General features: G+C 30.7%; 35 protein-coding genes. 34 read left to right on the top strand and 1 reads right to left on the bottom strand.

The features are described from left to right. From FM121_RS13660 to FM121_RS13545, 26 genes are all read left to right on the top strand, one after another. Nucleotides 1-935 (top strand): LysM peptidoglycan-binding domain-containing protein (locus tag FM121_RS13660; protein ID WP_086952742.1); only part of this gene is annotated, 935 nt, incomplete at its 5' end. Between the two features lie 89 nt (nt 936-1,024). Then, on the top strand, nt 1,025-1,240 hold the full coding sequence (locus FM121_RS13655) for a hypothetical protein (RefSeq protein ID WP_143597098.1): 216 nt from the start codon (nt 1,025-1,027) through the stop codon (nt 1,238-1,240). Between the two features lie 108 nt (nt 1,241-1,348). Then, a complete protein-coding gene (locus FM121_RS13650) occupies nt 1,349-1,918 on the top strand; it encodes a recombinase family protein (RefSeq protein ID WP_086952740.1) in 570 nt (189 codons plus the stop codon). 25 nt (nt 1,919-1,943) lie between these two features. Beyond that, nucleotides 1,944-2,480, top strand: a complete 537-nt coding sequence (locus FM121_RS13645; protein WP_086952739.1) for a helix-turn-helix transcriptional regulator — start codon at nt 1,944-1,946, stop codon at nt 2,478-2,480. Between the two features lie 8 nt (nt 2,481-2,488). Beyond that, entirely contained in the window at nt 2,489-3,214 is a 726-nt protein-coding gene (locus tag FM121_RS13640; protein ID WP_086952738.1) for a helix-turn-helix domain-containing protein, read from the top strand. Then, nucleotides 3,211-4,104: a helix-turn-helix domain-containing protein gene (locus FM121_RS13635; protein WP_086952737.1), complete on the top strand. Its 894-nt coding sequence runs from the start codon at nt 3,211-3,213 to the stop codon at nt 4,102-4,104. Before FM121_RS13640 ends, FM121_RS13635 begins: the two co-directional genes overlap by 4 nt. Before the next feature lie 35 nt (nt 4,105-4,139). Next, on the top strand, nt 4,140-5,123 hold the full coding sequence (locus FM121_RS13630) for a DUF2786 domain-containing protein (protein ID WP_086952736.1): 984 nt from the start codon (nt 4,140-4,142) through the stop codon (nt 5,121-5,123). A 147-nt stretch (nt 5,124-5,270) separates the two neighbouring features. Continuing rightward, complete coding sequence (locus FM121_RS13625; RefSeq protein WP_086952735.1) at nt 5,271-5,636, top strand: hypothetical protein; 366 nt, start codon at nt 5,271-5,273, stop codon at nt 5,634-5,636. Between the two features lie 186 nt (nt 5,637-5,822). Beyond that, on the top strand, nt 5,823-5,981 hold the full coding sequence (locus tag FM121_RS14535) for a hypothetical protein (RefSeq protein WP_179203889.1): 159 nt from the start codon (nt 5,823-5,825) through the stop codon (nt 5,979-5,981). A gap of 89 nt (nt 5,982-6,070) precedes the next feature. Further along, a complete protein-coding gene (locus FM121_RS13620; protein ID WP_086952734.1) occupies nt 6,071-6,259 on the top strand; it encodes a hypothetical protein in 189 nt (62 codons plus the stop codon). Nucleotides 6,260-6,334: 75 nt separating this feature from the next. Beyond that, a complete protein-coding gene (locus FM121_RS13615) occupies nt 6,335-6,724 on the top strand; it encodes a hypothetical protein (RefSeq protein WP_143597097.1) in 390 nt (129 codons plus the stop codon). Between the two features lie 35 nt (nt 6,725-6,759). Further along, nucleotides 6,760-6,894, top strand: a complete 135-nt coding sequence (locus FM121_RS14705; protein WP_256958480.1) for a hypothetical protein — start codon at nt 6,760-6,762, stop codon at nt 6,892-6,894. A gap of 90 nt (nt 6,895-6,984) precedes the next feature. Then, nucleotides 6,985-7,731, top strand: a complete 747-nt coding sequence (locus FM121_RS13610; protein ID WP_086952732.1) for a hypothetical protein — start codon at nt 6,985-6,987, stop codon at nt 7,729-7,731. Between the two features lie 66 nt (nt 7,732-7,797). Next, nucleotides 7,798-8,109 carry a hypothetical protein gene (locus FM121_RS13605; RefSeq protein WP_086952731.1) on the top strand — a complete coding sequence of 104 codons (312 nt, stop codon included), beginning with the start codon at nt 7,798-7,800 and terminating at the stop codon, nt 8,107-8,109. Nucleotides 8,110-8,251: 142 nt separating this feature from the next. After that, the gene (locus tag FM121_RS13600; RefSeq protein WP_086952730.1) at nt 8,252-8,581 is read left to right on the top strand and encodes a type II toxin-antitoxin system RelE/ParE family toxin; all 330 of its coding nucleotides are present in this window, start codon (nt 8,252-8,254) and stop codon (nt 8,579-8,581) included. A 131-nt stretch (nt 8,582-8,712) separates the two neighbouring features. Continuing rightward, the gene (locus tag FM121_RS13595; RefSeq protein WP_086952729.1) at nt 8,713-9,030 is read left to right on the top strand and encodes a helix-turn-helix domain-containing protein; all 318 of its coding nucleotides are present in this window, start codon (nt 8,713-8,715) and stop codon (nt 9,028-9,030) included. A 130-nt stretch (nt 9,031-9,160) separates the two neighbouring features. After that, a complete protein-coding gene (locus FM121_RS13590; protein ID WP_086952728.1) occupies nt 9,161-9,643 on the top strand; it encodes a DUF6075 family protein in 483 nt (160 codons plus the stop codon). A 137-nt stretch (nt 9,644-9,780) separates the two neighbouring features. Continuing rightward, the gene (locus FM121_RS13585; protein WP_086952727.1) at nt 9,781-10,173 is read left to right on the top strand and encodes a hypothetical protein; all 393 of its coding nucleotides are present in this window, start codon (nt 9,781-9,783) and stop codon (nt 10,171-10,173) included. A gap of 66 nt (nt 10,174-10,239) precedes the next feature. Beyond that, nucleotides 10,240-11,082: a hypothetical protein gene (locus FM121_RS13580; protein WP_086952726.1), complete on the top strand. Its 843-nt coding sequence runs from the start codon at nt 10,240-10,242 to the stop codon at nt 11,080-11,082. A gap of 600 nt (nt 11,083-11,682) precedes the next feature. Beyond that, nucleotides 11,683-12,315 carry a hypothetical protein gene (locus FM121_RS13575; protein ID WP_086952725.1) on the top strand — a complete coding sequence of 211 codons (633 nt, stop codon included), beginning with the start codon at nt 11,683-11,685 and terminating at the stop codon, nt 12,313-12,315. Between the two features lie 160 nt (nt 12,316-12,475). Beyond that, on the top strand, nt 12,476-12,727 hold the full coding sequence (locus FM121_RS13570) for a hypothetical protein (protein ID WP_086952724.1): 252 nt from the start codon (nt 12,476-12,478) through the stop codon (nt 12,725-12,727). Between the two features lie 346 nt (nt 12,728-13,073). Further along, a complete protein-coding gene (locus tag FM121_RS13565; RefSeq protein WP_143597096.1) occupies nt 13,074-14,690 on the top strand; it encodes a primase C-terminal domain-containing protein in 1,617 nt (538 codons plus the stop codon). A 205-nt stretch (nt 14,691-14,895) separates the two neighbouring features. Beyond that, nucleotides 14,896-15,270: a DNA topoisomerase gene (locus FM121_RS13560; RefSeq protein WP_256958479.1), complete on the top strand. Its 375-nt coding sequence runs from the start codon at nt 14,896-14,898 to the stop codon at nt 15,268-15,270. Between the two features lie 21 nt (nt 15,271-15,291). Continuing rightward, nucleotides 15,292-17,379, top strand: coding sequence for a type IA DNA topoisomerase (locus FM121_RS13555; RefSeq protein ID WP_086952722.1), 2,088 nt, complete (start codon nt 15,292-15,294; stop codon nt 17,377-17,379). Nucleotides 17,380-17,449: 70 nt separating this feature from the next. Continuing rightward, the gene (locus FM121_RS13550; protein WP_086952721.1) at nt 17,450-18,025 is read left to right on the top strand and encodes a metal-dependent hydrolase; all 576 of its coding nucleotides are present in this window, start codon (nt 17,450-17,452) and stop codon (nt 18,023-18,025) included. Nucleotides 18,026-18,048: 23 nt separating this feature from the next. Then, nucleotides 18,049-18,645: a type III toxin-antitoxin system ToxN/AbiQ family toxin gene (locus FM121_RS13545; protein ID WP_086952720.1), complete on the top strand. Its 597-nt coding sequence runs from the start codon at nt 18,049-18,051 to the stop codon at nt 18,643-18,645. Nucleotides 18,646-18,695: 50 nt separating this feature from the next. Here the strand turns inward: FM121_RS13545 and FM121_RS13540 are convergent, their stop codons facing one another. Then, nucleotides 18,696-19,166, bottom strand: a complete 471-nt coding sequence (locus FM121_RS13540) for a hypothetical protein (RefSeq protein ID WP_256958478.1) — start codon at nt 19,164-19,166, stop codon at nt 18,696-18,698. A gap of 147 nt (nt 19,167-19,313) precedes the next feature. Here FM121_RS13540 and FM121_RS13535 point away from each other — a divergent pair, with 147 nt between their 5' ends. The 8 genes from FM121_RS13535 to FM121_RS13500 all read left to right on the top strand — a co-directional run bounded on the left by FM121_RS13535 (nt 19,314) and on the right by FM121_RS13500 (nt 23,358). After that, nucleotides 19,314-19,961 (top strand): hypothetical protein, encoded by a 648-nt coding sequence (locus FM121_RS13535; RefSeq protein WP_086952719.1) that lies wholly within the window; start codon nt 19,314-19,316, stop codon nt 19,959-19,961. Between the two features lie 222 nt (nt 19,962-20,183). After that, a complete protein-coding gene (locus FM121_RS13530) occupies nt 20,184-20,504 on the top strand; it encodes a hypothetical protein (RefSeq protein ID WP_086952718.1) in 321 nt (106 codons plus the stop codon). Between the two features lie 17 nt (nt 20,505-20,521). Continuing rightward, on the top strand, nt 20,522-20,743 hold the full coding sequence (locus FM121_RS13525) for a hypothetical protein (protein WP_086952717.1): 222 nt from the start codon (nt 20,522-20,524) through the stop codon (nt 20,741-20,743). Between the two features lie 209 nt (nt 20,744-20,952). Further along, entirely contained in the window at nt 20,953-21,168 is a 216-nt protein-coding gene (locus FM121_RS13520; RefSeq protein ID WP_086952716.1) for a hypothetical protein, read from the top strand. An 86-nt stretch (nt 21,169-21,254) separates the two neighbouring features. After that, nucleotides 21,255-22,097 (top strand): ParA family protein, encoded by an 843-nt coding sequence (locus FM121_RS13515; protein WP_256958476.1) that lies wholly within the window; start codon nt 21,255-21,257, stop codon nt 22,095-22,097. 11 nt (nt 22,098-22,108) lie between these two features. Then, entirely contained in the window at nt 22,109-22,597 is a 489-nt protein-coding gene (locus tag FM121_RS13510) for a hypothetical protein (protein WP_086952714.1), read from the top strand. An 18-nt stretch (nt 22,598-22,615) separates the two neighbouring features. After that, on the top strand, nt 22,616-22,921 hold the full coding sequence (locus tag FM121_RS14530; protein ID WP_086952713.1) for a hypothetical protein: 306 nt from the start codon (nt 22,616-22,618) through the stop codon (nt 22,919-22,921). After that, nucleotides 22,918-23,358, top strand: coding sequence for a CPBP family intramembrane glutamic endopeptidase (locus FM121_RS13500; RefSeq protein WP_179203888.1), 441 nt, complete (start codon nt 22,918-22,920; stop codon nt 23,356-23,358). Before FM121_RS14530 ends, FM121_RS13500 begins: the two co-directional genes overlap by 4 nt. The last annotated feature ends 124 nt before the right edge of the window (nt 23,359-23,482 follow it).

Raw genomic sequence — 23,482 nt, 5'->3', positions numbered from 1 at the left:
AACCCACGACAACGTATACTGTAAAATCTGGTGACAACTTAGGGGCAATTGCCTTAAAATTCGGAATGACAATGGCTCAAATTCAATCATTGAATGGTATAAGCAATCCGGATAAAATTCAAATTGGTCAAGTGTTAAAAGTATACGGTAAATCAACAGGTGGCAATGGTGGAACAACTAAACCCACGACAACGTATACTGTAAAATCTGGTGACAACTTAGGGGCAATTGCCTTGAAATTCGGAATGACAATGGCTCAAATTCAATCATTGAATGGTATAAGCAATCCGGATAAAATTCAAATTGGTCAAGTGTTAAAAGTATACGGTAAATCAACAGGTGGCAATACAGGTGGTAATACAGGTGGTAATACAGGTGGTAATACAGGCGGTAACGATGGATCAAATAAAAAAGGTAAATACGTTTCGGCTAGTCAACTTCGTCAAATAAATTGGGTGAATATAACTGACCATTTGGTAGACGATTTAAACAATTGTTTAGCTATGTTTAATATTACTAGCCGAGTGCGAATCATTCATTTTATCAGCCAATGTTCACATGAATCTAATGCCGGATTATGGCCAACCGAATTGGCTTCGGGAGCTGACTATCAAGGTCGAACGGATTTAGGTAATATCCAACCGGGCGATGGCGTAAGATTTAAAGGGGGAGGCTTTATTCAAACAACAGGTAGGTATAATTACACAAACCTTGCTAATTACTTAGGCGATCAAGAAGTTGTTAGACAGGGTGCTACTTACGTTAGTAAAAAATATCCGTGGACTAGTGCCGGTTTTTGGTGGCACAATAATAATATGAATGCACTTTGTGATACATCCCCTTCAGTAGAACAAGTTACGCTTCGTGTTAATGGCGGTTACAACGGGTTAGCAGATCGAATTGAACGATATAATTTATGTGACAGAGTTTTTTAGGAAAAAATAAAATGTATAACCCATTGACTACTTGTAGTCAATGGGTTATAATTTGTTATAGAGTTAATTAAGAAGGGGAGCGAATGAACATGTCAGCTAAATATTCAGTTTCAGATTTAAAAAAAGAAATTAGAGCAATTGGGAATAATAAACCAATCGAAATTTTTTATATTTATGAAGGTGGTTTTTATTTTAATGATTATCAATTAGATATAGTTTTATCCTATCGCTTAGGAAAAGATCGGTTTGAAACGGCTGAGGAACATGCTAAAGGAATTTTTGAAGAAATGTCAGAACATAATTAATGTCTTTTTACTGTCAAAACTTAAAACTAATGACAGTGATAATTGGTGGTGGTATAATAAGGGTTATTAGACTGTCAAAAGTTACTGTCAAAAGTGAGGGGATAAAATATGACAATTTACGGTTACGCAAGAGTTAGTACAGGAAGTCAAGATTTTCCTACGCAACTAGAATTGTTAGAAAAATCTGGTTGTGAAATAATTTTTAAAGAAAAACATACTGGGTCTAAAATCAATAGGCCGGAATTTATTAAATTGAAAAATTTGTTAAAAAAAGGTGATACCTTCGTTGTTACAAAGCTAGATAGGTTTGCTCGATCAACAATAGAGGGTCTAACAACTACTAAGGAATTATTTGAACGTGGTGTAAGCGTTCATATTTTAAATCAAGGACTAATTGAAAATACTCCTAATGGCAGATTGATTTTAACGCAATTATTCGCCTTTGCAGAATATGAGCGAGATATGATTATTGAGCGGACGCAAGAAGGCAAGGCGTTTGCAAAAAAGAACGATCCTAATTTTAAAGATGGCCGGCCTAAAAAATTTACTAAAGATCAACTAGATTTAGCTTTTACATTACTAGAAAATAACAGTGTGAAAAAAGTATCTAAAATGACGGGGATTAGTGAAAGTACGCTGTATCGAGAAAAACGAAGACGAGAAAATATAATCATCTAACAAATTCAAAAGGGGAAAAGAAATTATGAATAGGTTGAAGGAAATAAGGAATGAACATAAATTAATCTTATCAGATGTAAGCAAGGAAATAGGAATGAGCAAACAAGCGTTAGGGGCTTATGAAAGAGAAGAAAGATGGCCTAACAAAGAAAGGTGGGTCAAATTGGCGGAATATTACAATGTAGATCCGGCATATATTATGGGGTTATCTAAGTTTAGAAATGCGGAATCTGATCGTGTAGAGAGGGATATTTCTGAAACAGGAAAAAGAATTCTATTAATTAGACAGTCAAAAAGTTTAACTATGGAAGAATTTTCTTCTTTGATTGGGGCTTCCAATTCCAGTGCCGTTAATAATTGGGAAAAAGGGTATAACCTACCTAATAAAACAAGGTTAGAGAGAATAGCTGTTATTGGTGAAAATACAGTTGATTGGCTACTATCCGGACATACTAATTATCAAGAAGAAATTATTCAGAATTTGAAAATGGAAAATGAAATACTTAATAATAAAATAAATGAAATGAAAAAAATATTATTTGGGGAAACAATAGATGTGTGAGGTGGCAAATGAAAATTAATCTTGTAGAGTCCGGAATTCGTATCAAACAGATTAGAGAAGAACATAACTACACTATGGCAGATTTAGGGAAGTTAGTTGATACTAGTAGCCCAAGCACGATTAATAATTGGGAAAAAGGTAATAATTTACCTAATAAAAATAGATTAGAAAAAATTGCCCTTTTAGGCAATACTACGACTGATTGGATTAAGTACGGGGGGGTTGGTGATTACGTCTGTAAATTGACTTATCTACAGGAAAAAGAAGTTCTTACTCGCTCTGGTGAGGATTCCCTTATTAAGTACCGAAATAATTTGTTAGAAATTTTAAATAGGCAAAAAATAAGTTATGAGGAAGACCTAGTTATAATTCAATGTGCCAACCATTTGTTAGAAATATTATATATGAATGAAAATGATTCCCCAGATAATAAGCCAAATCCTAAATTAACAGGACAAATAATACGAACCATTAGAAAATCTAAAAATATGACTATGAAAGAATTTGCTGATTTAATAGGAAGTTCACAAAAAGGAAATGTTAATAATTGGGAACGAGGGTTTACATTACCGAACAAAAAAAGGTTGTCTAGGATTGCTGAAATTGGTGATACAACAGTTGAATGGTTGCTACATGGCCGTATTGATTATAAAGATGAAGTTATCAAAAATTTGAAGTTAGAAAATGAAAAGTTTAAAAAAATAATAGAGAATTTGAGGGGAAAGCTATCATGAATAGGTTTAGTAATAAAGAAGGGGAAAAAGTTAAGGCTATAGGTTATGGTGAACGAATCGAACAAATCAGAAAAAGTATGAAGTTAACCTTAGAACAGTTTGGAAAACTTTTTGACCCACCTGCTTCTAAAGGATTAGTTAGAAATTGGGAAATAGAAAATAATTTACCAAACAAAGATCGTCTGTTAGACATCGCTATGATAGGAAACGTTACAGTGGATTATATTATATACGGGGAAAGTAATCAAAATATACTTGAAAAAAATAATACTAATATAGATCCACAAAAAGTAGGCCAAAGAATAAAGCAAATCCGTTTGTTAAATGGGTGGACTATGGAACACTTAGGAAGATTATTGGGGGGATCTCCGAAAAGCACTATCGCAACTTGGGAGAGCGGAAGAAATTTGCCTAAAAAGAAATATATAGATAAGTTAGCTGAAATAAGTCAAGTAACGGCGGAATGGATATTACTTGGTGAAGAAGATTTTAAAGATATTATTATTAATAATTTAAAAATTGAAAATACAAAGTTAATAAGAATAATTAATGATATTGAAAATACTAGTTATGAAAAAAAAATTAATCCTTTAGCAGTTGGAAAAAGAATAAAAGAATTAAGACAATTGAAAGGTTGGACAATGGAAGAATTGGGAGAGAAATCAGATAACTCACCTAGAGCAACTGTTTCTAATTGGGAACGTGGAACTAATTTTCCTAGCAAAAAAAAATTACTGTTACTAGCCAACGTTGGTGAAACAACAATTGATTGGCTGTTATCCGGTCAAATTGATTTAAAAGATCAAACCATTCAAGAACAAGAAAAAGAAATTAAATCACTAAAAAGAAAAATAGAACAAATTAAAGAAATAGTAGTTAACTACCACTAACAAAGACTACAAGTAGTCGGATTGGAAGGCGTAAAATGGGTCAAGCGAACGAACCTAAATATGATAAGATTGTAAAAAAAGTGAAAGGGTTATTAGCAATTTCTAAGGATCAAAAAAATGATGAAGAAAGCCAATCAGCTTTTGTACTCGCTCAAAAACTAATGATCCAGTATAACATTAACAAAATTGATGTGGAAGATTCAGAAGTTTCTACAGAAATTATCGGTGAAGACAGCGTGACAATTTATAAAAAATTATTCTGGTGGGAACGCCAACTAGCTATTATTATTGCAGAAAATTTTAGAGTGAAAAATTTTATTTCTAGTAAACGGTTGTCTGGATCAATGCACCAAAAAAGAAAAATTGTTTTTTATGGAATGGAAAAAGATTTAGAGTTGGCCAAAGAAATGTATTTATTAGCTTATGAAATTATTGTTTTTCATAGTAAAAAATTCATTAATGATTTTTATTTAGAGAATGATTTAATTAGAGAGAGATACTATACAGAAAGCCTTAAATCAAGCTATATAAGAGGTTTTTTGATAGGTTTAGATAATAAATTTAAAGAACAGGTTTCAGAATTGAGAAAAAGCTATGAATTAGTGGTTCTTATGCCGAAAGAGGTTGAGGACGCCTACAAAATCAAAACAGAAAGTTTTGGTAAACCTTTAGAAACAAACATACCGCCAGTAGAAATTATAGAAGCTTATAAAAACGGATTAAAACAAGGTGGTTCGGTAGATTTTACAAAAAGTAGTATCTATACAGATTATTCTAGTTTAGTAGGTAAATGTATTCGGTTTTCACAAGGCGTAACTAGCGATTTACAAGCTAAAGTTACTAGAGTAGACAATGACACTCTTTATATGATAGTTGTTAACACAACAAGTAATGGAGCTTTAAAAGGGCGTCCTAGCGTCTACGAATGGGAATTACCAGTAAGTTATGACTTTGATTTTGTTAATGAGAGTGATATTGAATTTATAGAGAATTCTATAAAGAAAGAATTCCCGTCCTAGTATATTCTAAGGCGGTTTTGAAAAGATGAATAGTAAGTATTTTTTTATATAAATTAAGATAATAGAAAGAAGGAGCTAAACAGATGTATTATCAATTGGTGTTAGATAAGTGCCTAAATATAGAAAATTGTAGAAAGGATTGAGATTATGAGAGATAAAAATAAAAAAGTAACAGCTGTATCACTTTTAAGAGAAAGTTTTGGAATGGTATTCGCTGTAACGGTCTTAATAGTTGGTTTAATCGTTTTAAATGAATTATTCTTATCAGATTCAATTGATACGGAAAAGACGCCTACAATCACTGATACGGAAAAGAAGCCTATAATCATTGATAAGAAAAAGATACATACAATCATTGATAAAGTAACGTCTGACGCTCTTGCACCAATCCTTGTAGGCGTAATGTTTGTAAATCTTGATAGGTATTATAAGAATATAGAAGCAGTTGAAAAAGCGAATGATTTAAAAAAGATCCGTAAACGGCGAAAAGGTAGGAAAAAAGTATGCGTATAATAGGAAGAATGATGGGATTGATTTTAGCACTGGAACTAATTATGTTTTTTGGATTTGTTTTTATATCTAAACCTTTCTTTTTTGTATTTGGACTAATGGTTCATTTTTTTCTTGCTTATGTGATAACAAAAGTAGGGCAGAGATTTTAGATAATAACAACAAATGTGTAATGGGGTGACGGACAGAATGAATGAACGGAAAAGAAAAAAACAATTAGAAAAAAAATTGAGAAGGAATAAAAGTTTAATTGCTTTTTTATCTCCTAAAATAAAAACAACATTTTTTTTTAAAAAAGAGATTGTTGAGAATGTACCTGTTTCAAATTTAAAAAAATTGAAGCACTAAAAAAAGAAAATTTAAAAATTATTGCAGAACTCAAATCGCATAACACATGATTAGTATTACTTAAAATAATAAAAAGTGAGGTAATGTAAATGAATGAAGTATTCGAAAAGATTTACGCTAACCGTAAACAAATGGAAAAAGAAGTTTTTAATTTAGATACAGGTCAAACCGAAACAGGATACGACATAGTAAAAGTTAGAAAAGTCTGTGTAGAAGAAGGCGTTAGTTTCTATGAGTTTTTAAAATTCGCACAAGCAAAAGTCGTTATGGAAAATTAGTGATTACCTAGAACAATAGCAACGTGTGTATTACTTAAAATAATAACAAGAAGATTAATAAGAAAGTGTAAACAGGTGAGCAATATGGCAAGGGATTGGTTAAAGGCTTTTGAAGAAAAGTATGACTTGAATTTTTTTGAACAAAAAAACGTAAGCATTAAAAGAAAAGCATATTTTGAAAAAACAAATCATTTTGAATGGTTTATTGAAATTGATGAAAACAAAAAAACTATTACTCTACCTAAGTTTAATCTAAATAGTTACAGGGAAAGTGAACTTAAAGAAAAACAAATTATTGGTGATTTATTAGAGAATATAAGTAATTGGAACATAATTGGTCTATCAAATTGTAGTGGGGTATATGAAATATCAAAAATTACTCCGTCTAACGATAAATATATTATTCATTATGCAGAAAAAGAAAGTATCAATGCCTTTGGCTATTTGGATTGGGATAATTTTTAGGGTGGGAAAGGATAGATAGTAGTAATATAAGTCCTATGAAGGATTTAAAAGCATTAAAAGTTTACGATGACATGTTATTATTGGAAAAAATTAAAGGCTTTAGAACGCATATTAACAATGAAAATACTATCAGAAATGCTAACCTAATTATTAAAAAGTTAGGTTTTTAATTTTTAACCTATTGACTACTTGTAGTCGAGTGTGCTATATTAGTTGTAACAGCAAATGACTACAAGTAGTCATTTAGAAAGAAGGGTTTTATGAAAAAAGAATTGACGTTTGCAAGTGTTAAAAATGGTGAGTTTGAATTGGTTTATCAGATAGCTAGTGAGGTAGGCGAACGCTACGAAGATTTAACATCATTCCGTAGAGGGCGAGATTTCAATGTAGAAGTTAAAGGCTATATAATAGATTTTGTATCTAAATTTCAAGATTTATCAACTAGTGAGAATGAAAATGAATTGAATGAAAGGTTAGTACAATACAATAAATTAGTAGTCGATTTAAGAACTAGTATTTTACAAGGAACTACCATTCCCTCGGTTATGATTTGTGGTGGGGCTAACTATCCCGTTAGAAAAAAAGAAAAAGAACTAGCTAGGATTCACGAACGAGAAAAAGAACTATATTCAAAATCTGGAAAACACGCAAAATTTTTAAATAATACAAGAAAAATGTTCGATCCGGTATTGCTAGATCAACAAGTTAAAACAGAGAAAATGAGGAAAGAAAGAGCAGAAGAAAAAGGGTGGCAATCATTTTATAAAGAATTAAATCATGATGAACTGGTGGGCTATGGCATAGACTTAGAAAATAATCGAGTATATATAAAGACTGACGGAAAACCTTGCGATGAAACTAGAACGCTATTAAAAAAGGGTTCTCTTAGATGGTCACCAAAAAATGAAAGATGGCAAAGGATATTAACTGACAATGCTATCTATAGTATAATTAGAAGTGTGTTTAATGAATTAGAATTAGAAGTAAATGTAACTGATTTTAAATAATATAATAGAATTCTTAGAGTGACTTCTTGTAGTCATTCTAAGTTAATTATAAAAAGGGCTAATAATATGAATACAATCAAAGTTAATTTACCTAGAAATGAACAAGGCTTTAATGGTGGATATGGTGAGGGGTGCTTTGTAGAAGTCGCTAAAGAGGTTTCAGATAAATATGATAGTAATGATCGTGGCGGACATTTTGAAGGCGTCTTAGCCAATGACAGCTATTATTATCCAGAACTGAAAACAGGCGACAAAATACAGTTTACAATGAGGGGTGACAAAAGACCAGTTGCATTGATAGAAAAATTTTTAGAAAATTATTATGCTATAAATGACGAGGAATTTAATGAGTTGATAGAAAAACTCGCTTATAAATAAACTTCTATCGAGGTTTATTTTTTTGAAATATGCCACAAATGCAATATGTCACGCTTGACATACAAGCGTATAAATGCTATAATTAGTTATAAAGTTGAAGGGGGGATTTACATAGTAAATAATGTGAGAGAGGTAAAGGCAAATGTATGAGTTAACTTTTTATGAAACTAAAAAAGGTGTTGTGCCAGTTGATGAATTCATTGAAACACTGAAAGAAAGTAAGGTTAACAGGTTGTTGTTAATATTTGATGAATTAGAAAAAAAGGGTGCTAGAAAGGGTCGTCCAGTAGTGGGGCATATTGAAGGCAAGATGTATGAAATTGTTCTCGATAGGCATAGAATTTTCTTTTATGTAAAGGGCAATGAGCTAATCTTGTTACACTCTTTTTTAAAACAGACACAAAAAACGCCTAAAGCTGAAATTAAAAAAGCTTTTAGAGAAATTGACGACTGGTTAAATCGTGGGGGCTAACGCTCCCTTACCAGTTATCAAACATAGGAAGAAACTATTAAGAATAGATAGGTATGAGTATGAAAGAAAGATATTCCTACCGGCAAAGGTTTGAACTTTAAAAGATCATTAAAGGAAAGAAGGGTTAATATATGAAATATTCAGAAATAAAAAAGAGAATGATTGATCGTGGCCAAACTACTGAATTAGATTTACAGTTAATTGAGATCGTCAATGCTATTAAATTTGCTAGGGAAGATAAAAAAATTACACAAGTTGAAATTGCTGAAAAAACCGGAATGAGTCAAGTTCAGTATTCTAAATTTGAAAATTATTACAATAGACCAACGCTAGAAACTGTTGTAAGGGTCTTAAATGCCTTAGATTTTGATGTAGCAAACATTTTTTCAATGGGGATCGAGCAACAAATAAACAAAGGAAAACAAGAAAAAGCTGTAGCTCATGTTTAACAGTTAGCTATCAACTTGACGTAGTTTTATATTGATACTGCGTCAAGTTTTTTTTTAAAAAACTCATAGACTACTTGTAGTCATTGGGTTATAATAAAGGTACTACAAATAAAGATAGGTGGGAATCAATATGAAGGAATTAGTATTTATTAATCCGGATCATGAAGAATTTTATATGAAAAATAAAACTGATTCGGACGTTTACAGAAACAGTTTGTTTTATCTTATAGGTCTAACAGAAGACACAAGAAACCACTTTTTAGAAATATATAGTGAAGGTGGTATTAATCGTTCTGTTATAAATAGTGCGTGGGTTACTGGCGAAACTATGCGACTGCTGATACTAGGATTCAATTTGTTTAATGGTTACAGTTACGGTTATAGTGATCCTAAAAATGATGAAATTGATTACGAAGATTTTAGTAAGGATCAACTTATTGAAATGGTTAAATTTGGTTTTAGAAATAATATTGATTGGATTTTTTCTGGTGGGTTGGGCTATTATTACTTTCAAGCAATCAATATTAGGTTCAAAGTTACTGAAGGGGAAAAAAGCAGAAAAGAATTAGATTCTATAATAGAAAGAATGAGTGCAGAGGAACAAAGCAAGTAGACTACAAGTAGTAAAGTTATAGTGTGGAATACAGGGGGTATTTAAAGACTGTTGACGGATAATCGGCCATTGCTGTTTACGAAAACGTCTTTAAATGCTCCTCTGGTGATGTCAAATTGATAGATAAAGGTGGAATTATGAGAATAAGTGAAGAAAACGAAAAATTTATAAAATTAGTTATCTTATGTTTTATTTTGATTTGTCTAGTTTCACAACAAGGATTTTTTATGCTTGTAATGTCTGGTGGTATGATGTTAATTATGATTATGTTTCAATATTGGTTAGCAATGCTATTTTTATTTAATGTAGTCTGCTTACTAATGTATATCTTAAAATGGAAGAAAGAAACTAATAAAGATAAATTAATTCTAAGGGGGAAGAAACTATTATTTTTTGAAATTATTTATTTGGTCAGTGTGCAAAGCAAACTATTTTTTGTTATCTGGGTGGTTATCATGATAGATTGGTTGTGTGTGTTTCTGCTAATGAAATTAAAATTAATTGTAGATGAATTTTTAAAAAAATTGTAATATAGAAGGTTTTTAACTTCACAAAAAAATACTAACGATCACATCGTTAAGCTAGGGGATTTAAAGATGGAAGAAACTAACGGTAAACAAAAAAAGAATAAATTGAAGGGGTTGCATAATCATGAATATTTCTATTTAGATTTGGTTAGAATTTTCAAAATATTGTTTTCATTATTTTGTATGATTTTTTTAAGTATTCTTGCAAATAACGGCTTTTCTAATTTGTATTCTCTTTTCTCTTTAATTGTTGGTAATGAAGATACTTATGCAAATGTTGCGTCTGGGGAACTAAAAGACTTAGTAAACAATATAGGTCAAGCGATATTTTCATTATCACTTTTGGGCTGTACTGGAATAATATTGTTGGAAGCAGTGACAAGATATAATCATCTTTCTTTTAGTTTCATTAAACTTATAAGGAAGTATGTTAAAGCAATTAACAGCATATTTCGTATCGGTATTGCATTGTATTTTATAACATTTTTAAATAGTTCTGTAGTAGTGGTTAGGCCATATGATAATAATAGAGGTGTTGTAATTTTATTACTTATTTTTGGCTTGATATATGGGCTAATATATATTGCCGAAAAAATGTGCTTGAATAAAATAAAGAGAAAAATACAAGCGGATCTAATTATCAAAGAGATTGATATAGTAACTAATTACGGTAAATTAGATAAAGTACCGTTTCTATTTTTTAAATCAAATAGTTGTTGGGGTGACTATAGTATGATTATTAGACAAACAAGCGTATCGACAATGGATCAAAATATATTATTTAATGATATTGAAAGCGAAAGGTTAAAACGTGGGGGGTTGTATGACAATGAGCCGTTACTTATTAATGATTTATTTAAGGACTATGTTTTAAGTATTGAGTGGCCAGTTTCCAGAGTGGCAGAAGAATAGAGTTAAATAAAAACAAAAAAAGGACTAAGAAAAAATTTAGTCCTTTTTTTTGTATGAAAAAAGCCACTGACAGCTACCACACTGTAAGTGACATTTCAGCTCTTTGTGACCTAGTTTTTGGCGAACGTTCACAAGAACCTATTTCATAATTTTTAAATTTATATTATCAGTATACTAAACAATTATATAAAAGACAAGTGTTTAAATTCATAATAGCCCAATATTAACGCTATATGATAGCTAATGATAGTTTATGATAGTTTTTAATAGACTACAAGTAGTCTGTCGAGTGTAAGGCTACAAGTAGTCGAACAGATAAAAAAAGGTTTTTGAAAAAAAGTAATTGACTACTTGTAGTCAAGTGTGGTATACTTAGTATAGAAATAAAGGACAGGAAAGGAAGTCATCACAATAAATTCAAAACCCAAAACCCAAAACCCAAAACCCAAAACCCAAAACCCAAAACCCAAAACAAGAAAGCAAATAGAAACTAGGCTAAATTCATTTATAAAAGAACAGGTTGAAGTAAAAGAATGGTTTGCTAAGAAAAAAGAAGCTACTGAAAAAAATTTAGTTGTTATTCAAAAGAAAAATTACTTAATGGATTTTTCTTTAGATAATGCAACGATAGATAAAGAAGATGAAATAAAAAGAATGGTATGGAATGAAGGTGATCGCTCTTATAGTGAAAATGCTCCAAAAACTGTGCAAAGTAAAATCAATTCAATTAGTACGCTACTGTCAGATTGGTTTAATAAATTAAAGAGATTGGAAAGAGTGCCAGAATTAATCACTAAGTATCAAAATGAATTAGAAAAATTCGGCGATTTATCTCCAGAACAAATTAAGCAAATTGAAGAACAAAAAAAAGAAAGGGAATTATATAAATACATTAAGGAACAAATTGATAATATTAAAATAAAAAGTCTTGATGATTGGTTAGAAGAATATAAAACAATTTATGAATCATGGGTAATGGAAAATCTTAAAGGTTACGAACAAACAAGAGCAATGAGAGAAACAGAAACCGTAGTAAGAAATCAGAAAATTAGTATTGTTGTTAAATCTTATGAACGAGTTGGAGAAATTAAAGATATTAAATTTGGGCGTTTGGGATCAGATGGAACGTTTAACGGAACAGTGATAGGGGAAAAAGGAACTGCAAACATTGAAACTATCCTTGCCGGTGGCTATAATATCCAAAGACTTCACTATAGAGTATTAGTTAAATAAGGGGCGTGTAAAGGGGGATTAAGTTCTCCCTTTAAAATGGCATTATTGACTACTTGTAGTCGTAAGGGCTTTGGCGTAGCTGTCCATGAGCTATTGACTACTTGTGGACGTTTGATAAAAATAGTATATGACTACTTGTAGTCGGGGAAGGTGGAAGGCAATGAATTATGAAATTAATGCGATATATCGGGATAGCGTTAAGTTACGTTCGGTTAAACCGTTGTTTGATAAATTTAATTATGGTGCTGTTTTAACGTTTGTAACAAGTGAAGGGATCGAATTGATTTGGAAATGTGTTTCAGTTATTTCTACAGGCGGTTTTAAAGAAATTGATAATATAAATATTTCGTTTAAAGTAAAAGAGATCCTAAATGATAAAAAAATTGAAATTTGGGAAGTTTCTGCATTTTAATTTTTTACTTGTATAATTTGTAAATTTGTGAGTATAATGTGTTTATAGTTTTTAACGCCAATAAAAACACGAAAAAATTCTAGCTAGAAAAAACATTTTTCTATTGCTAAGTAAAAAAATCAATAAATATAATTTAATAAAAAAAGACACAAACATAACTGATACTACCATAATTTAAGTTTTGTTTGTAAATTTGTAATCTAGTTCTGGCGGACATTACAAGTCTTTTACTAATTGTTTTTTGAGTTAGTAAAAAATCAATCTAACAACCTTTCTTACCACCATTGGATAACTGTAGTAGTTTTTATTGGCGGATCAAAAGTAAAGATTTAGGGATTGTAAGACTTTGTTTGAGAGCTTACAAAACCTAAGTCTTTTTTTGTTCTCAAAAAAGGAGGTAAGCACCATGTTAGATGATAAAAAATATTCAGAACTTTTAGAAAACATACTGCACAAAGGATTAAAAAAATATTCTTCTGATAGTATTGTTCCCTTTGGATATAAAGAAAGCGAAGATAAAAAGGGGAAAGTTTTTGGTTATTTTTCTAAACGTGATTTAATTCGTGGAACAGGAACGATATATCATTCACTGCAACACCTTTTAAGCACGTATGAGTTATTATCTCACTGGACACCAAACATTTTTTCTTACGGTAAATACGGGGAAAATAACATTGTTAGCGGTCATTTTGAGCGTAATTTAGTACAAATTAACACGTTTGTTGTTGATCTTGATTTCCATAACATAAATGATAAAGTGGCTTTGAAAAAATTAATATCAGTATTAGTTGATATGGATTTATTGCCTACCATGATTCTGAATACTCCTAAAGGCTATCACTTGTATTTTGTTATAAATAATAAAGATACAAAAACTGGGGAATATACAAAACCTAGTTATATTTCAAGTGCAAACGATTATAAATCGTTAGATGTTGCTAAAAGAATTTCAGAAAATATTAGATTAAGAATAAATCAAGTATTGCCGTTTGTAGATTTAGGGTGCAATCATTTTGGTGTATTCCGTTATCCGACTAGAGAAAATATCCTACACTACGATCAAAATTCGACTAAGACTTTTGAAGGGTATTTGGAATGGTCAATAAAAGTAGAAAAACAAAACAATTGGTCAACGTCTGCAAGAAAATTATCAGTAGCCGGCCAACGCAATATCCGACAAGTTGAAACTAAATGGTTTAGATTATTAGCAAATGTAAAGAGCTATGACAGCTCGTATGGGTATGGCCGTAATCATGCCGTCTATACGTTGTCTTTGGCCTGTAAACAATCTGAAATAGGTTTAAATGACTGCATAGATATGATGGACGAATTTAATTCGGCTTTAAATAATCCTTTAAGAGATAAAGAAGTTGTTAGTTGTGTTAAAGGGGCTTACAGAAACGATAAACAAGGGGCTAGTAGAAAATTTGTTAATTATCTATTAGAAGCCTACGCTCCGGATTCACCAGTGACGTTTGATGATATTACGTTAACAAATAATCGTGGGTGGTATAAATTTAAAAAAGCTCGTGAAGACCGTAAATATTCTCATGATTCTGAAAGTATAGAAGATCTTTTGGCTTTTGTAGAAGCCAATCAACAAGAAGATTTACATATCCAATTTACACTACCAGAAATTTCAAATAAAACAGGAATTCCTTTATCGTCTTTAAAACGAATTCTGAACAAATTACAAGAAAATCGTGTCATTCATCGTAAAGTTACTCGTGGGCGTAATGGGTCAACAAGAATAGCACTTACAAGCCAACTAAACAAACAATTAGTAATATCTTATTTACTAAAAAAAGGATCTATGGCGTCTATAACGGCTGATTTACCAGATCTTACCGAGGAAGAACACAAAACAGTTAAGGTTATCTTAGAAGCCTACAGAACGGAAACCATGACGGAAAAAGAGCGAAACAAACGCTTAATACATTACCAGATGTCGATAAGCAGTTGATACTTTTCTACCGGCAAAAAGCCCTTGATTTTTTTAAAAATAAAACAGCTCAATTGCCAAAGAACATATCTAGTTAATAGTTTGCTAGGTTTAGGCTACCAGATAATAAGCTAGTTATATTTATTAGTGAAGTATGATAAACTAGAGATAGTTACTGTCTAACCGATAGATAATTATTGAGAATTGAAAGGGGGGCTAGGTTGGGTTGAGTAAAAGAAAAGATGGGGTATTATATCCTAAAGATTTTTTGAATGAATTTAGTGATATTAAGCGTAATGAATATTTGTTCCCAGAAGAGGTAGGAAAGTATACTGTTGAAGGTATTGTTCTTTGTAGGTATTGGGGTAAAAAAGGAAATATTATTTTATTAGTGGATAGCAGTTGCGGTAGGAAGTTAAAGTTTTCTTTTTGGAATAATGCTAAGTATTGTCCTCAACCTATAGGGGAACAGAAAAAGGTTTTAGATGTTGAGAAACATAGTGTCAGATTTTTTAGTGATGGAATACGCATAGAACTTGTTTATGAAAGGTTAGAGGGGTGGAATCATACTAGGGTTCGTTGGATTGAGAAATTAAATTAAAAGGAATGTGAGGGGCTATTTATGACTACAGTTATATTAGCGGAGAAGCCAGATCAAGCGAAAAAATTTGCTAGTGCGTTGTCTGGTGAAGTTTTAAAAAATCAAGGTGGTTATTTTGAATTTAAAAGTGATATATTTGGTGAAACGGTTGTAACATGGGCTATAGGTCACTTGGTTGGATTAGCATTGCCTAATGAATATGAATCAACGCCTAATAAAAAAGGGTTTGATTATGCGAATATACCTTTCTTACCCGAAAGCCAAAACATGAAATATAAAGTGATTGAAGGTAAAGAAAAGCAATTTAAAGCAGTTAAAGGGCAACTTGAAAAAGCGAGTACAATTATTATTGCAACTGATCCAGATAGAGAAGGTGAAAATATTGCCTATAATATTTTCAAACTATGTAAGAGTAGTATTTTTAATAAACCGATGAAACGTCTTTGGATCAATTCGTTAACAACGAAAGAATTATTAAGAGGTTTTCAAAATTTGCGTGACGCTGTAGAAACTGAACCATTTTTTGATGAAGCAAATGCACGACAAATGGCTGATTATTTGGTAGGTATGAATTATAGTCAATTATTTACTTTAAAATTAAGAGGGAAGGGCTTAACAAATACTTATTCGTTAGGAAGATTGCAGACGCCGGTTAATACGTTAGTTGTGGAAAATGATTTAAGTATTAGTAATTTTAAATCAGAAAATTATCAACAATATATTTGCAAAACTAAAGAAAAAGAACGACAAGTTATTTTTAAGAATTCTATCGAATATTTTTCAGAAGAAGAATTTTTGAATGACACGAAAAAATATCAGCTTGATACCGCTAGTAAAGGTATTATCACTAGTAAAATTGTGGAAGAAAAACAGCAGTTGTCACCAAAATTATTTAATTTAGGTGGGATTCAAAGTTTTGCTAATAACAAGTGGAAATTTCCAACTAAAAAGACAGATGAAATAATTCAAAGTCTTTATCAAAAAGAATATTTGTCTTATCCTCGTACTGATTCAGAATATATTACTAATAATGAATTTGATTATTTGTTAAATAATTTAGAAGATTATAAAAGGGTGCTTGGAATTACTGTAGAAACTACGAATTTAACAGCAAATAAAAATTATGTGAATGATGGGAAGGTTTTAGAACATTACGCTTTAATTCCAACTGATAAAATTCCTAATTTGAGTAGTTTGTCAGACGATGAAAAGAAAGTTTATGAAGTTGTAGTAACTAGAACGCTTTTAATGTTTAGTCAACCGTATATTTATGAATCAACTAAACTAGTTTTAGACGTGAACGGATTAGAGTTTAAAACGACTGGTAACAGGCCTATTAATCTTGGGTGGAAAGTAATTGCTAATAAAATTGATGATTCTAAACAGGAAGAAGTAATTGAATTACCAGATTTTCAAGAAAACGAACAAATTTCAATAAAAATAGAGCAGTTGAAGAAACAAACTAAGCCACCAACTCGGTTAACAGAAGCTAGATTAGTTGGAAAAGGCGGTTTGATGGAAAAAATGAATTTAGGAACGCAAGCGACTAGATCGAATACAGTTGAAACGTTAGTTAAGCGAGGATATATCAAAATTGAAGCTACAAAAATCACGCCTACGGCTACAGGTTATCTTTTGTGGGATCTCACTAAAAATCGTGATCTTTTGATTGGCAAACCAGAAATGACGGCTAAATGGGAAAGTGTTTTGGTTAAGATTGGAAAAAGAGAATACACAAAAATAAAATTCATGGAAAATATTCATAAGTTCTTAAATGAAACCGTAGTAAGATTAAAAGATGATCCTTTTGATAGTGATTATTTTGAAAAAAGTATTAATCAAAATTTGATAGAAATTGGCGATTATTTGTTGGAAGATAAAGGGGCTTTGTATGATGTTAGGCCTAAAGACGGCAGTGGCGATTTTAAATTATGGAAAAAGTTCTCTGGTAAGTTATTAACTCAAAAGAATCTAACGGATCTTTTGACAAAAGGTAAGACAAGTTCAAAAGTAAAAGGATTGATTAAAAAGAACAAAGAGAAATACGAAGCTGTCATATTTTTTGATAAAGATACGAAGAAATTAGGGTTTGAAAAAAAAAATAATTAATATTTTTATATTAATATATTTGTAGAAAGGTATATATTATATACATTTTGCTGTATAATATGGTGAGTACATGAAACACACAACACATTTATTAATTAGTACGGCTGTAGCAATACCGATTATGGCCAATACAGGAACGTTAACAGTAACCAGTATGCTTGCTTTATCATTAGGGGCATTAGCACCGGATATTGATGAACCAGAAAGTTATATTGGACGAAGGACAAGAGGGGTTTCGGATTTAATAAAACTTCTTTTCGGTCATAGAGGATTAACTCATACATTAGTTGGATTATTTTTTGGTATGTTTCTAGCATTATTGCTAGGAACATATTTTATTAAGGATCATACGTTGATTTATTATTTTATTTTGGGGTATTTTCTTCATTTGCTTGAAGATAGTTTCTCAAAAAGTAGTATTATGTGGTTATACCCGTTTACTGAAAAAACCATACATTTTCCTTTTTATTATGTTACTGGTAGTTTTACAGAAGCAATTATAGGATTTGTGGCTATGGGAATAGTATATTTACAGTTAACAAAGACAGACTACGCTTTCATTTCTGATCCCTACATAAACTTTAATAATTTGACACAATTGTTTGATGTACTGTTTAATAGACTTAGTAGGATTTTTATTAGATGATGTAATGAAAGGTTGGTTTGCTAATGAGCGATATTCGGAATGACAAAAAGCTATATGTTGTGTCTGATGGGTATATAAAAAAATTGCAAAAAGAAGACTATCGTGTTCAGAACAACTATAAAGGCAATCGCTTATATTACAAAAGCAAGCTGACAGTTCCAGATAATGAGGACGTAAATTACTATATTCCGTTATCGTCTGCAAAAGAAAGTCAAAAAAAAATAAATAATCAGTCTGTGTTTAAAATCTATGGTTCTGAAAATGATTCTGAGGACTTCTTAGGCGTTTTGCACGTAAACAATATGATTCCCGTACCAGATAGCAAAGCGAAGCAGTGGGAGCCTAATAATGGCAATACAGATGAACGTTATAATATGTTAATCATTAAACAGAGTAAATTCATATTTAAGAATGTAGACCAAATAGAAAAACAAGCACAATTACTTTTTGATTCGAATAACAATAATGTTGATCCGGAATATTTTAAAAAAAATAAGCGTAATAGATCAGAAATTATGTTGTATAAGCGAATTATGCCGGATTTAAAAAAATTAGAAGATGTTAGTATAAAAGAAAATAAAAAAGAAAATCGTCAAGATTTAGAGTACGATTTTAATTAAAAGAGAAGCTACATTCTAGCTTCTCTTTTGTTATATTTTTTTAAAATGTCCTATTGGGAATTATCGTTCAGTTGGTGCGACAACCCCGTAACTAGTAATAAATGATTTTTTAAACTATTTAACTCTTTTTCTTTATCTTCTCCAATAGTAAATTTATCTCTATCTATGGTTACCTTGTTATTTTTTGAAACTTGAATATCTTGTACCACTTTATTTTCCTTGTAAAATTTTATTTGATATTTGAATATCTTTTGTTCTGATGTCAAGTCCATATCAAAACGTTGAGCATTCGTATCAGATTTATCAAATAGTAGATTTATATTCCCTAATAATGTTTTTAAGAAGTTTGAATCTTGTCCCTCCCACGAATGTTCTTTCCCTTTATCATCTTTAACGAAAATAACAGCTTTATCAACTTTATCTGCGGAAATAACAGGATTGCTAGTTTTCTTGCAAGCACTTAAAAAGATTAAACAACATAGTGAAACTACCGTCATAATAATAAACTTATTTTTTTTCATTCTACTCGCCCCTTATCTAATTATGTTAATATAAAATAACTTATTACACTATTCTAACTGTTTCGTTTGTTTTATTCAAAGAAAACGGTTACAATGAATTTGAGTATACTCATATAATTTAAAAATAAAAAATAAGGAGCTGTAGAAATGAAATTAAAAAGGTTTATAAGTCCAATTTTAGCTAGTACATTTCTTTTAGGTTTTCTTGGTTTAAGCATGTTAACAACTCATCAAGTTTACGCAAGTGAACTAACAATAAACGATAGTATATCTAGCGAAATTGATTTGAATTCTGATATGGTAACAGAATCAGAAAAAATGACAAAAGAAGAAGTGATACAATCAATTTCGAATGAGTTTGGAATTTCCAAAGAACAGGCTGAGCAAAATATATTTAAAGGTAATGAACGAGTGAAACGTCAAGTAAATGATGAAAGTTTTGTTTTACTAAGAGCTACTTGGCAAGACCGACAAATTAATAATAGTGTCGAAGGTGGAACTGCATATTTTTACTGTAGAACAACCGAAAGTGGCGGATTTAGAGCAATCAAAGAAATTATATATGCCGGATTTAATCACCCAAAATATGGATTCGCCGGAAGCTTACAATATGGGCTTCCAGACGCTAACCGTATTCACTATACTTTGAACGGAGCTTTATATAAACATGCGACAACAAGTGTTACAGGTGGTGGGAGTGTAGGTGTAGGTGGAGTAGGATCAGTTAACCTAAGTTCAACAGTGACTAGCAATTTTGTTAAAAATGTTTTTGTAACAAAAGATGTTAGGTTCTAAATAAAAGACTTACTGGTTTGAATAGTAAACTTTCATACCTCTTTTTAAAGAAAAATATGCTAAAACCTTGATATTAAAAGGTTTTTAGCATGTTTTTTTTTTTATAGTTGTTAAAGGGGGATTTGGAAATTTCCGTATCTTCTTTTATCTTGTTGTTATGACTAGCTTTGTATGATAATATTAATTATATGACAGATATATAATAACTAGGGGGGTTCTCCGGTGAACGAAAACAAAACTACCACAATTAAAAATCGACTATTAGAGGAATTAAATCAAGAATTTATTGACTATTGCAATACAGGTGTGATTATTGATGATTTATTTGATAATGAATTTGAAGTGATTTCAAATTTAAAATCGCTTATCAGTAATGTTATAAAAAAAGAAAAATTTGATTTGAAAAAATTAGAGATTATTTTTGGTACATTCGTAGTATTAATTAATGTCTATGACCTTCTCATTGATCTTTTAAGCCGGCAGAAACAATTAGATGATGAATTAGTTGTTGATTGCTTTGAAAGTCTATTACGATCAACGTAGAAAGCAAGGTGTTCATTTTGGCCAGACCTAAAATATATACTAAAGAACAAGAAAAGAAAGCAAGAAAAAAATCGCAAAAAAAATGGGCAAAAAAAAATCAATCTAAGATCGACTATAATCGTGCGAAATCAGCTACGAAAAAATTTGTAAAAGAAGCTAAAAAAGAAGATATTGAATTGGTTGAATCGTGGATTGATGAAAGAAAAACCATTATAAACAGCGAAGGTAAGGACTTTTAAAAAAAGTTCTTCTTTCTTTTTAAAACACTTGACTACTTGTAGTCAAAAGAGTATACTATGTTTATAAAGTTACTACTTGTAGTCAATTGACTACTTAAATAGTTGTAGGTCAGCAAGTTTATAAGTATACTACTTGTAGTCAAACTTTAATATAAAAACGCACTTGTTTGTAAAAATTTATAAGTTTTACGGGGGGAGAATTACGGGTTATGATCGAGAAAAAGTTAGTATCTGTAATACAATGTATCGACAACAATCAAGATGATTTAAAGTTGGTTGAAACAATCGTGTTCAATACCATTGCTTTAAACTTGAAAGTATCAAATGATTTAAACGGCGAGGGTTGTGTTGTTACAAGTATGATTTTAGATAGAGAATCAGCTAAAGAGTTAGGGGAAGCCTTGCTAAATTGGGTTTCTGAATAAAAAAAATTGTCCAATTGACTACTTGTAGTATTGACTACTTGTAGTAAAAGGGATAGAATTAAAAAGAATAGAAAGTAGGGAAAATGATGGCAAAAAGAAAAGATGGAAAAATAATCACAATAAATATGTTTAAAGGTGGAGTAGGTAAAACAACACTAACTCAAATGTTAGGTACGTTACTTTCAGACAAAGGTTATAAAGTTTTGATAATAGATTGTGACCCACAAGAAACTTTAACTAATAAAATTTTTCGCCAATTTGAAGGGTTTGACCGTCACAAAGCCGGTAGCTTTTATGATGGTTTAGTTGATTTATCTTTCAAAAATTGTATAAATGAAGTTACTGAAAATTTAGATATTATTGTAGGATCTAAAAAGATGGCAAGTTTTAGTCAATTGTTGCGTGATATGTGGAAAGAATCTGGTTTGACCGAAGAAGGAGAAAAAGTATTCTGGGATCTTTTTAGATATATTTTTGAAGCAGATGATATTAGAAGCCAGTACGATTTCATTTTAATTGATACTATACCTACAGTTTCAGATTTTACGGATAATTGTTATATTGCTAGTGATTATTTATTAGTGCCAACACAAACAGAACAAGATAGTGTTGATAATTTGAACAGCACAATTTATGATTATACAGATGTGGCCAAAGAAATTAATAACGATTTACAAGTAATGGGGATTGTTCCTTATTTGGTCGATAATAAACTTAAAACTGGTAAAGATGTCTTAGAAGAACTGAAAGACGAATATGAAGATCTTATTTTTGAAAATGTTATTACTGATAGTGGTGTAGTTAAAACATGGGGTCGTGAAGGTGTTAAATATTCAATTCCTTACGGTAGAATTGCTAAAAAAATGTATGATAACGTTGCAGATGAATTTATTGCAAGATTTAATGAAATGGAAAAAAAGAAAGCATAAGGTGAACGATAATGGATAAGAAAAAAGATAAAGTCAAACGACTTGAACCAAACGAACGAGTTAAGAAATTAGATGATCGACCTAAAGTGAATCCTTTTAGTATTGGTGCAAGTGCAAATAAAGAGAAAACAGCAACTACGAGTAATATTGGCCAAACTATGTTAGAAAGTAAGGTACAAGTAAAGGAAACCGGAGATAAGCGAAAAGCTGTAAGAATGCCAACTGAATTATATGATGATTTAATGAGTAGTCGGAATGATTGGGGGGCAAAGGGATCATTATTGACAGGCGTTCTTGATGGTTTTTATACAGCTTTCCAAAGAGAAGGTGAGAAGCTACTGACTACAAATAGTCACGGGGAAACTAGGCCTGTAAAAGTTAGTACGGCAGATTTTAAACTACTTAAATTAATCAAGTTTGAAACGGATATGTCATACACTGATATTATTGCTAGTGCGATACTATATCATAATAAAGTGACTAAAAAAAGTAAAAAATAAAAAAGGAAGTGAGAGCAGATGGGAGAGGAAAAAGTAACTAATGATTATCCAATCAAAGAACGTGCTTACTATATTTGGCCAATCTTAATATTTATATTGTTTGGTATTGTAGTTACTAAATGGCTAATTATACCTATTTTGAAATCTGTTATTATCTACGGCGTTCCTGTGTTTTGGTCGTATGTAGGTTATTTTTTAATTATTTGGGTATTTTATAAATTTTGTAAAATACTTTGGTATCCTATTTATTCAATTTTGGGTAAATGGTCTTTATTAATACCGTTAGCAACTATAATATATATTTTTTGGAGTGTTTCAAAATGATTAAAGAGCTAAACGATAATAAAAGAAAAATCGTTTTATCTTTGTTAGGGATTATTTTAGTTAACGTTGTTTTTAGTTTTTTTAGAGCAAACAATGAGCCGGTAGAAGAAGTTTTAACCTTTAGTTTCACGCTGACTGGATATTTACTATCGGCTTTTTTTTCTCCTTTTTTTGAAGAAACATTAATGCGTGGTATTTTTCAAAATTATTTAATGAAGAAGAAATGGCTTAACAATTTGTGGATTAGTATTGTACTATCTAGTGTTTTTGCTTTACTTCATTTAGATCTATTTTTTTTACCATATTTTATAACAGGACTAATTTTATCGAACTTGTTTATAAAAACTAACGGATCATTACTAAGCAATATCGTTGTTCATTCTTTATATAATAATTTTGTTTTTATCATTTTTTTCTTAATAAAATATTTGTCATAATAACTGTTGAAACGTTGAATAATTAACGTTTTGGCAGTTTGTTTCTATCTGTCGGGTAGACAGTTATCGGAAAAGATGTTATAATAGGTTATGAGTTGAGAAACTCATGTTTTTAAAATAGTTT

The organism is Vagococcus fluvialis bH819 (genome assembly GCF_900163795.1).
GTDB classification, from domain to species: domain Bacteria; phylum Bacillota; class Bacilli; order Lactobacillales; family Vagococcaceae; genus Vagococcus; species Vagococcus fluvialis_A.
The sequence above is the reverse complement of the archived record's forward strand: the minus strand, read 5'-3'. Positions and strand labels throughout refer to the sequence as shown.

Bases quoted from the DNA above. Each gene is read 5' to 3' on its own strand.
- FM121_RS13520 (WP_086952716.1), top strand. From the start codon at position 20,953: ATGATCGAGAAAAAGTTAGTATCTGTAATACAATGTATCGACAACAAT.
- FM121_RS13600 (WP_086952730.1), top strand. From the start codon at position 8,252: ATGTATGAGTTAACTTTTTATGAAACTAAAAAAGGTGTTGTGCCAGTT.
- FM121_RS13570 (WP_086952724.1), top strand. From the start codon at position 12,476: ATGAATTATGAAATTAATGCGATATATCGGGATAGCGTTAAGTTACGT.
- FM121_RS13625 (WP_086952735.1), top strand. From the start codon at position 5,271: ATGAGAGATAAAAATAAAAAAGTAACAGCTGTATCACTTTTAAGAGAA.
- FM121_RS13575 (WP_086952725.1), top strand. From the start codon at position 11,683: ATGGATTTTTCTTTAGATAATGCAACGATAGATAAAGAAGATGAAATA.
- FM121_RS13540 (WP_256958478.1), bottom strand. From the start codon at position 19,166: ATGAAAAAAAATAAGTTTATTATTATGACGGTAGTTTCACTATGTTGT.
- FM121_RS13585 (WP_086952727.1), top strand. From the start codon at position 9,781: ATGAGAATAAGTGAAGAAAACGAAAAATTTATAAAATTAGTTATCTTA.
- FM121_RS13620 (WP_086952734.1), top strand. From the start codon at position 6,071: ATGAATGAAGTATTCGAAAAGATTTACGCTAACCGTAAACAAATGGAA.
- FM121_RS14705 (WP_256958480.1), top strand. From the start codon at position 6,760: ATGAAGGATTTAAAAGCATTAAAAGTTTACGATGACATGTTATTATTG.
- FM121_RS13610 (WP_086952732.1), top strand. From the start codon at position 6,985: ATGAAAAAAGAATTGACGTTTGCAAGTGTTAAAAATGGTGAGTTTGAA.
- FM121_RS14535 (WP_179203889.1), top strand. From the start codon at position 5,823: ATGAATGAACGGAAAAGAAAAAAACAATTAGAAAAAAAATTGAGAAGG.
- FM121_RS13535 (WP_086952719.1), top strand. From the start codon at position 19,314: ATGAAATTAAAAAGGTTTATAAGTCCAATTTTAGCTAGTACATTTCTT.
- FM121_RS13580 (WP_086952726.1), top strand. From the start codon at position 10,240: ATGGAAGAAACTAACGGTAAACAAAAAAAGAATAAATTGAAGGGGTTG.
- FM121_RS13595 (WP_086952729.1), top strand. From the start codon at position 8,713: ATGAAATATTCAGAAATAAAAAAGAGAATGATTGATCGTGGCCAAACT.
- FM121_RS13640 (WP_086952738.1), top strand. From the start codon at position 2,489: ATGAAAATTAATCTTGTAGAGTCCGGAATTCGTATCAAACAGATTAGA.
- FM121_RS14530 (WP_086952713.1), top strand. From the start codon at position 22,616: ATGGGAGAGGAAAAAGTAACTAATGATTATCCAATCAAAGAACGTGCT.
- FM121_RS13545 (WP_086952720.1), top strand. From the start codon at position 18,049: ATGAGCGATATTCGGAATGACAAAAAGCTATATGTTGTGTCTGATGGG.
- FM121_RS13515 (WP_256958476.1), top strand. From the start codon at position 21,255: ATGGCAAAAAGAAAAGATGGAAAAATAATCACAATAAATATGTTTAAA.
- FM121_RS13500 (WP_179203888.1), top strand. From the start codon at position 22,918: ATGATTAAAGAGCTAAACGATAATAAAAGAAAAATCGTTTTATCTTTG.
- FM121_RS13510 (WP_086952714.1), top strand. From the start codon at position 22,109: ATGGATAAGAAAAAAGATAAAGTCAAACGACTTGAACCAAACGAACGA.
- FM121_RS13645 (WP_086952739.1), top strand. From the start codon at position 1,944: ATGAATAGGTTGAAGGAAATAAGGAATGAACATAAATTAATCTTATCA.
- FM121_RS13605 (WP_086952731.1), top strand. From the start codon at position 7,798: ATGAATACAATCAAAGTTAATTTACCTAGAAATGAACAAGGCTTTAAT.
- FM121_RS13630 (WP_086952736.1), top strand. From the start codon at position 4,140: ATGGGTCAAGCGAACGAACCTAAATATGATAAGATTGTAAAAAAAGTG.
- FM121_RS13635 (WP_086952737.1), top strand. From the start codon at position 3,211: ATGAATAGGTTTAGTAATAAAGAAGGGGAAAAAGTTAAGGCTATAGGT.
- FM121_RS13550 (WP_086952721.1), top strand. From the start codon at position 17,450: ATGAAACACACAACACATTTATTAATTAGTACGGCTGTAGCAATACCG.
- FM121_RS13655 (WP_143597098.1), top strand. From the start codon at position 1,025: ATGTCAGCTAAATATTCAGTTTCAGATTTAAAAAAAGAAATTAGAGCA.
- FM121_RS13555 (WP_086952722.1), top strand. From the start codon at position 15,292: ATGACTACAGTTATATTAGCGGAGAAGCCAGATCAAGCGAAAAAATTT.
- FM121_RS13590 (WP_086952728.1), top strand. From the start codon at position 9,161: ATGAAGGAATTAGTATTTATTAATCCGGATCATGAAGAATTTTATATG.
- FM121_RS13650 (WP_086952740.1), top strand. From the start codon at position 1,349: ATGACAATTTACGGTTACGCAAGAGTTAGTACAGGAAGTCAAGATTTT.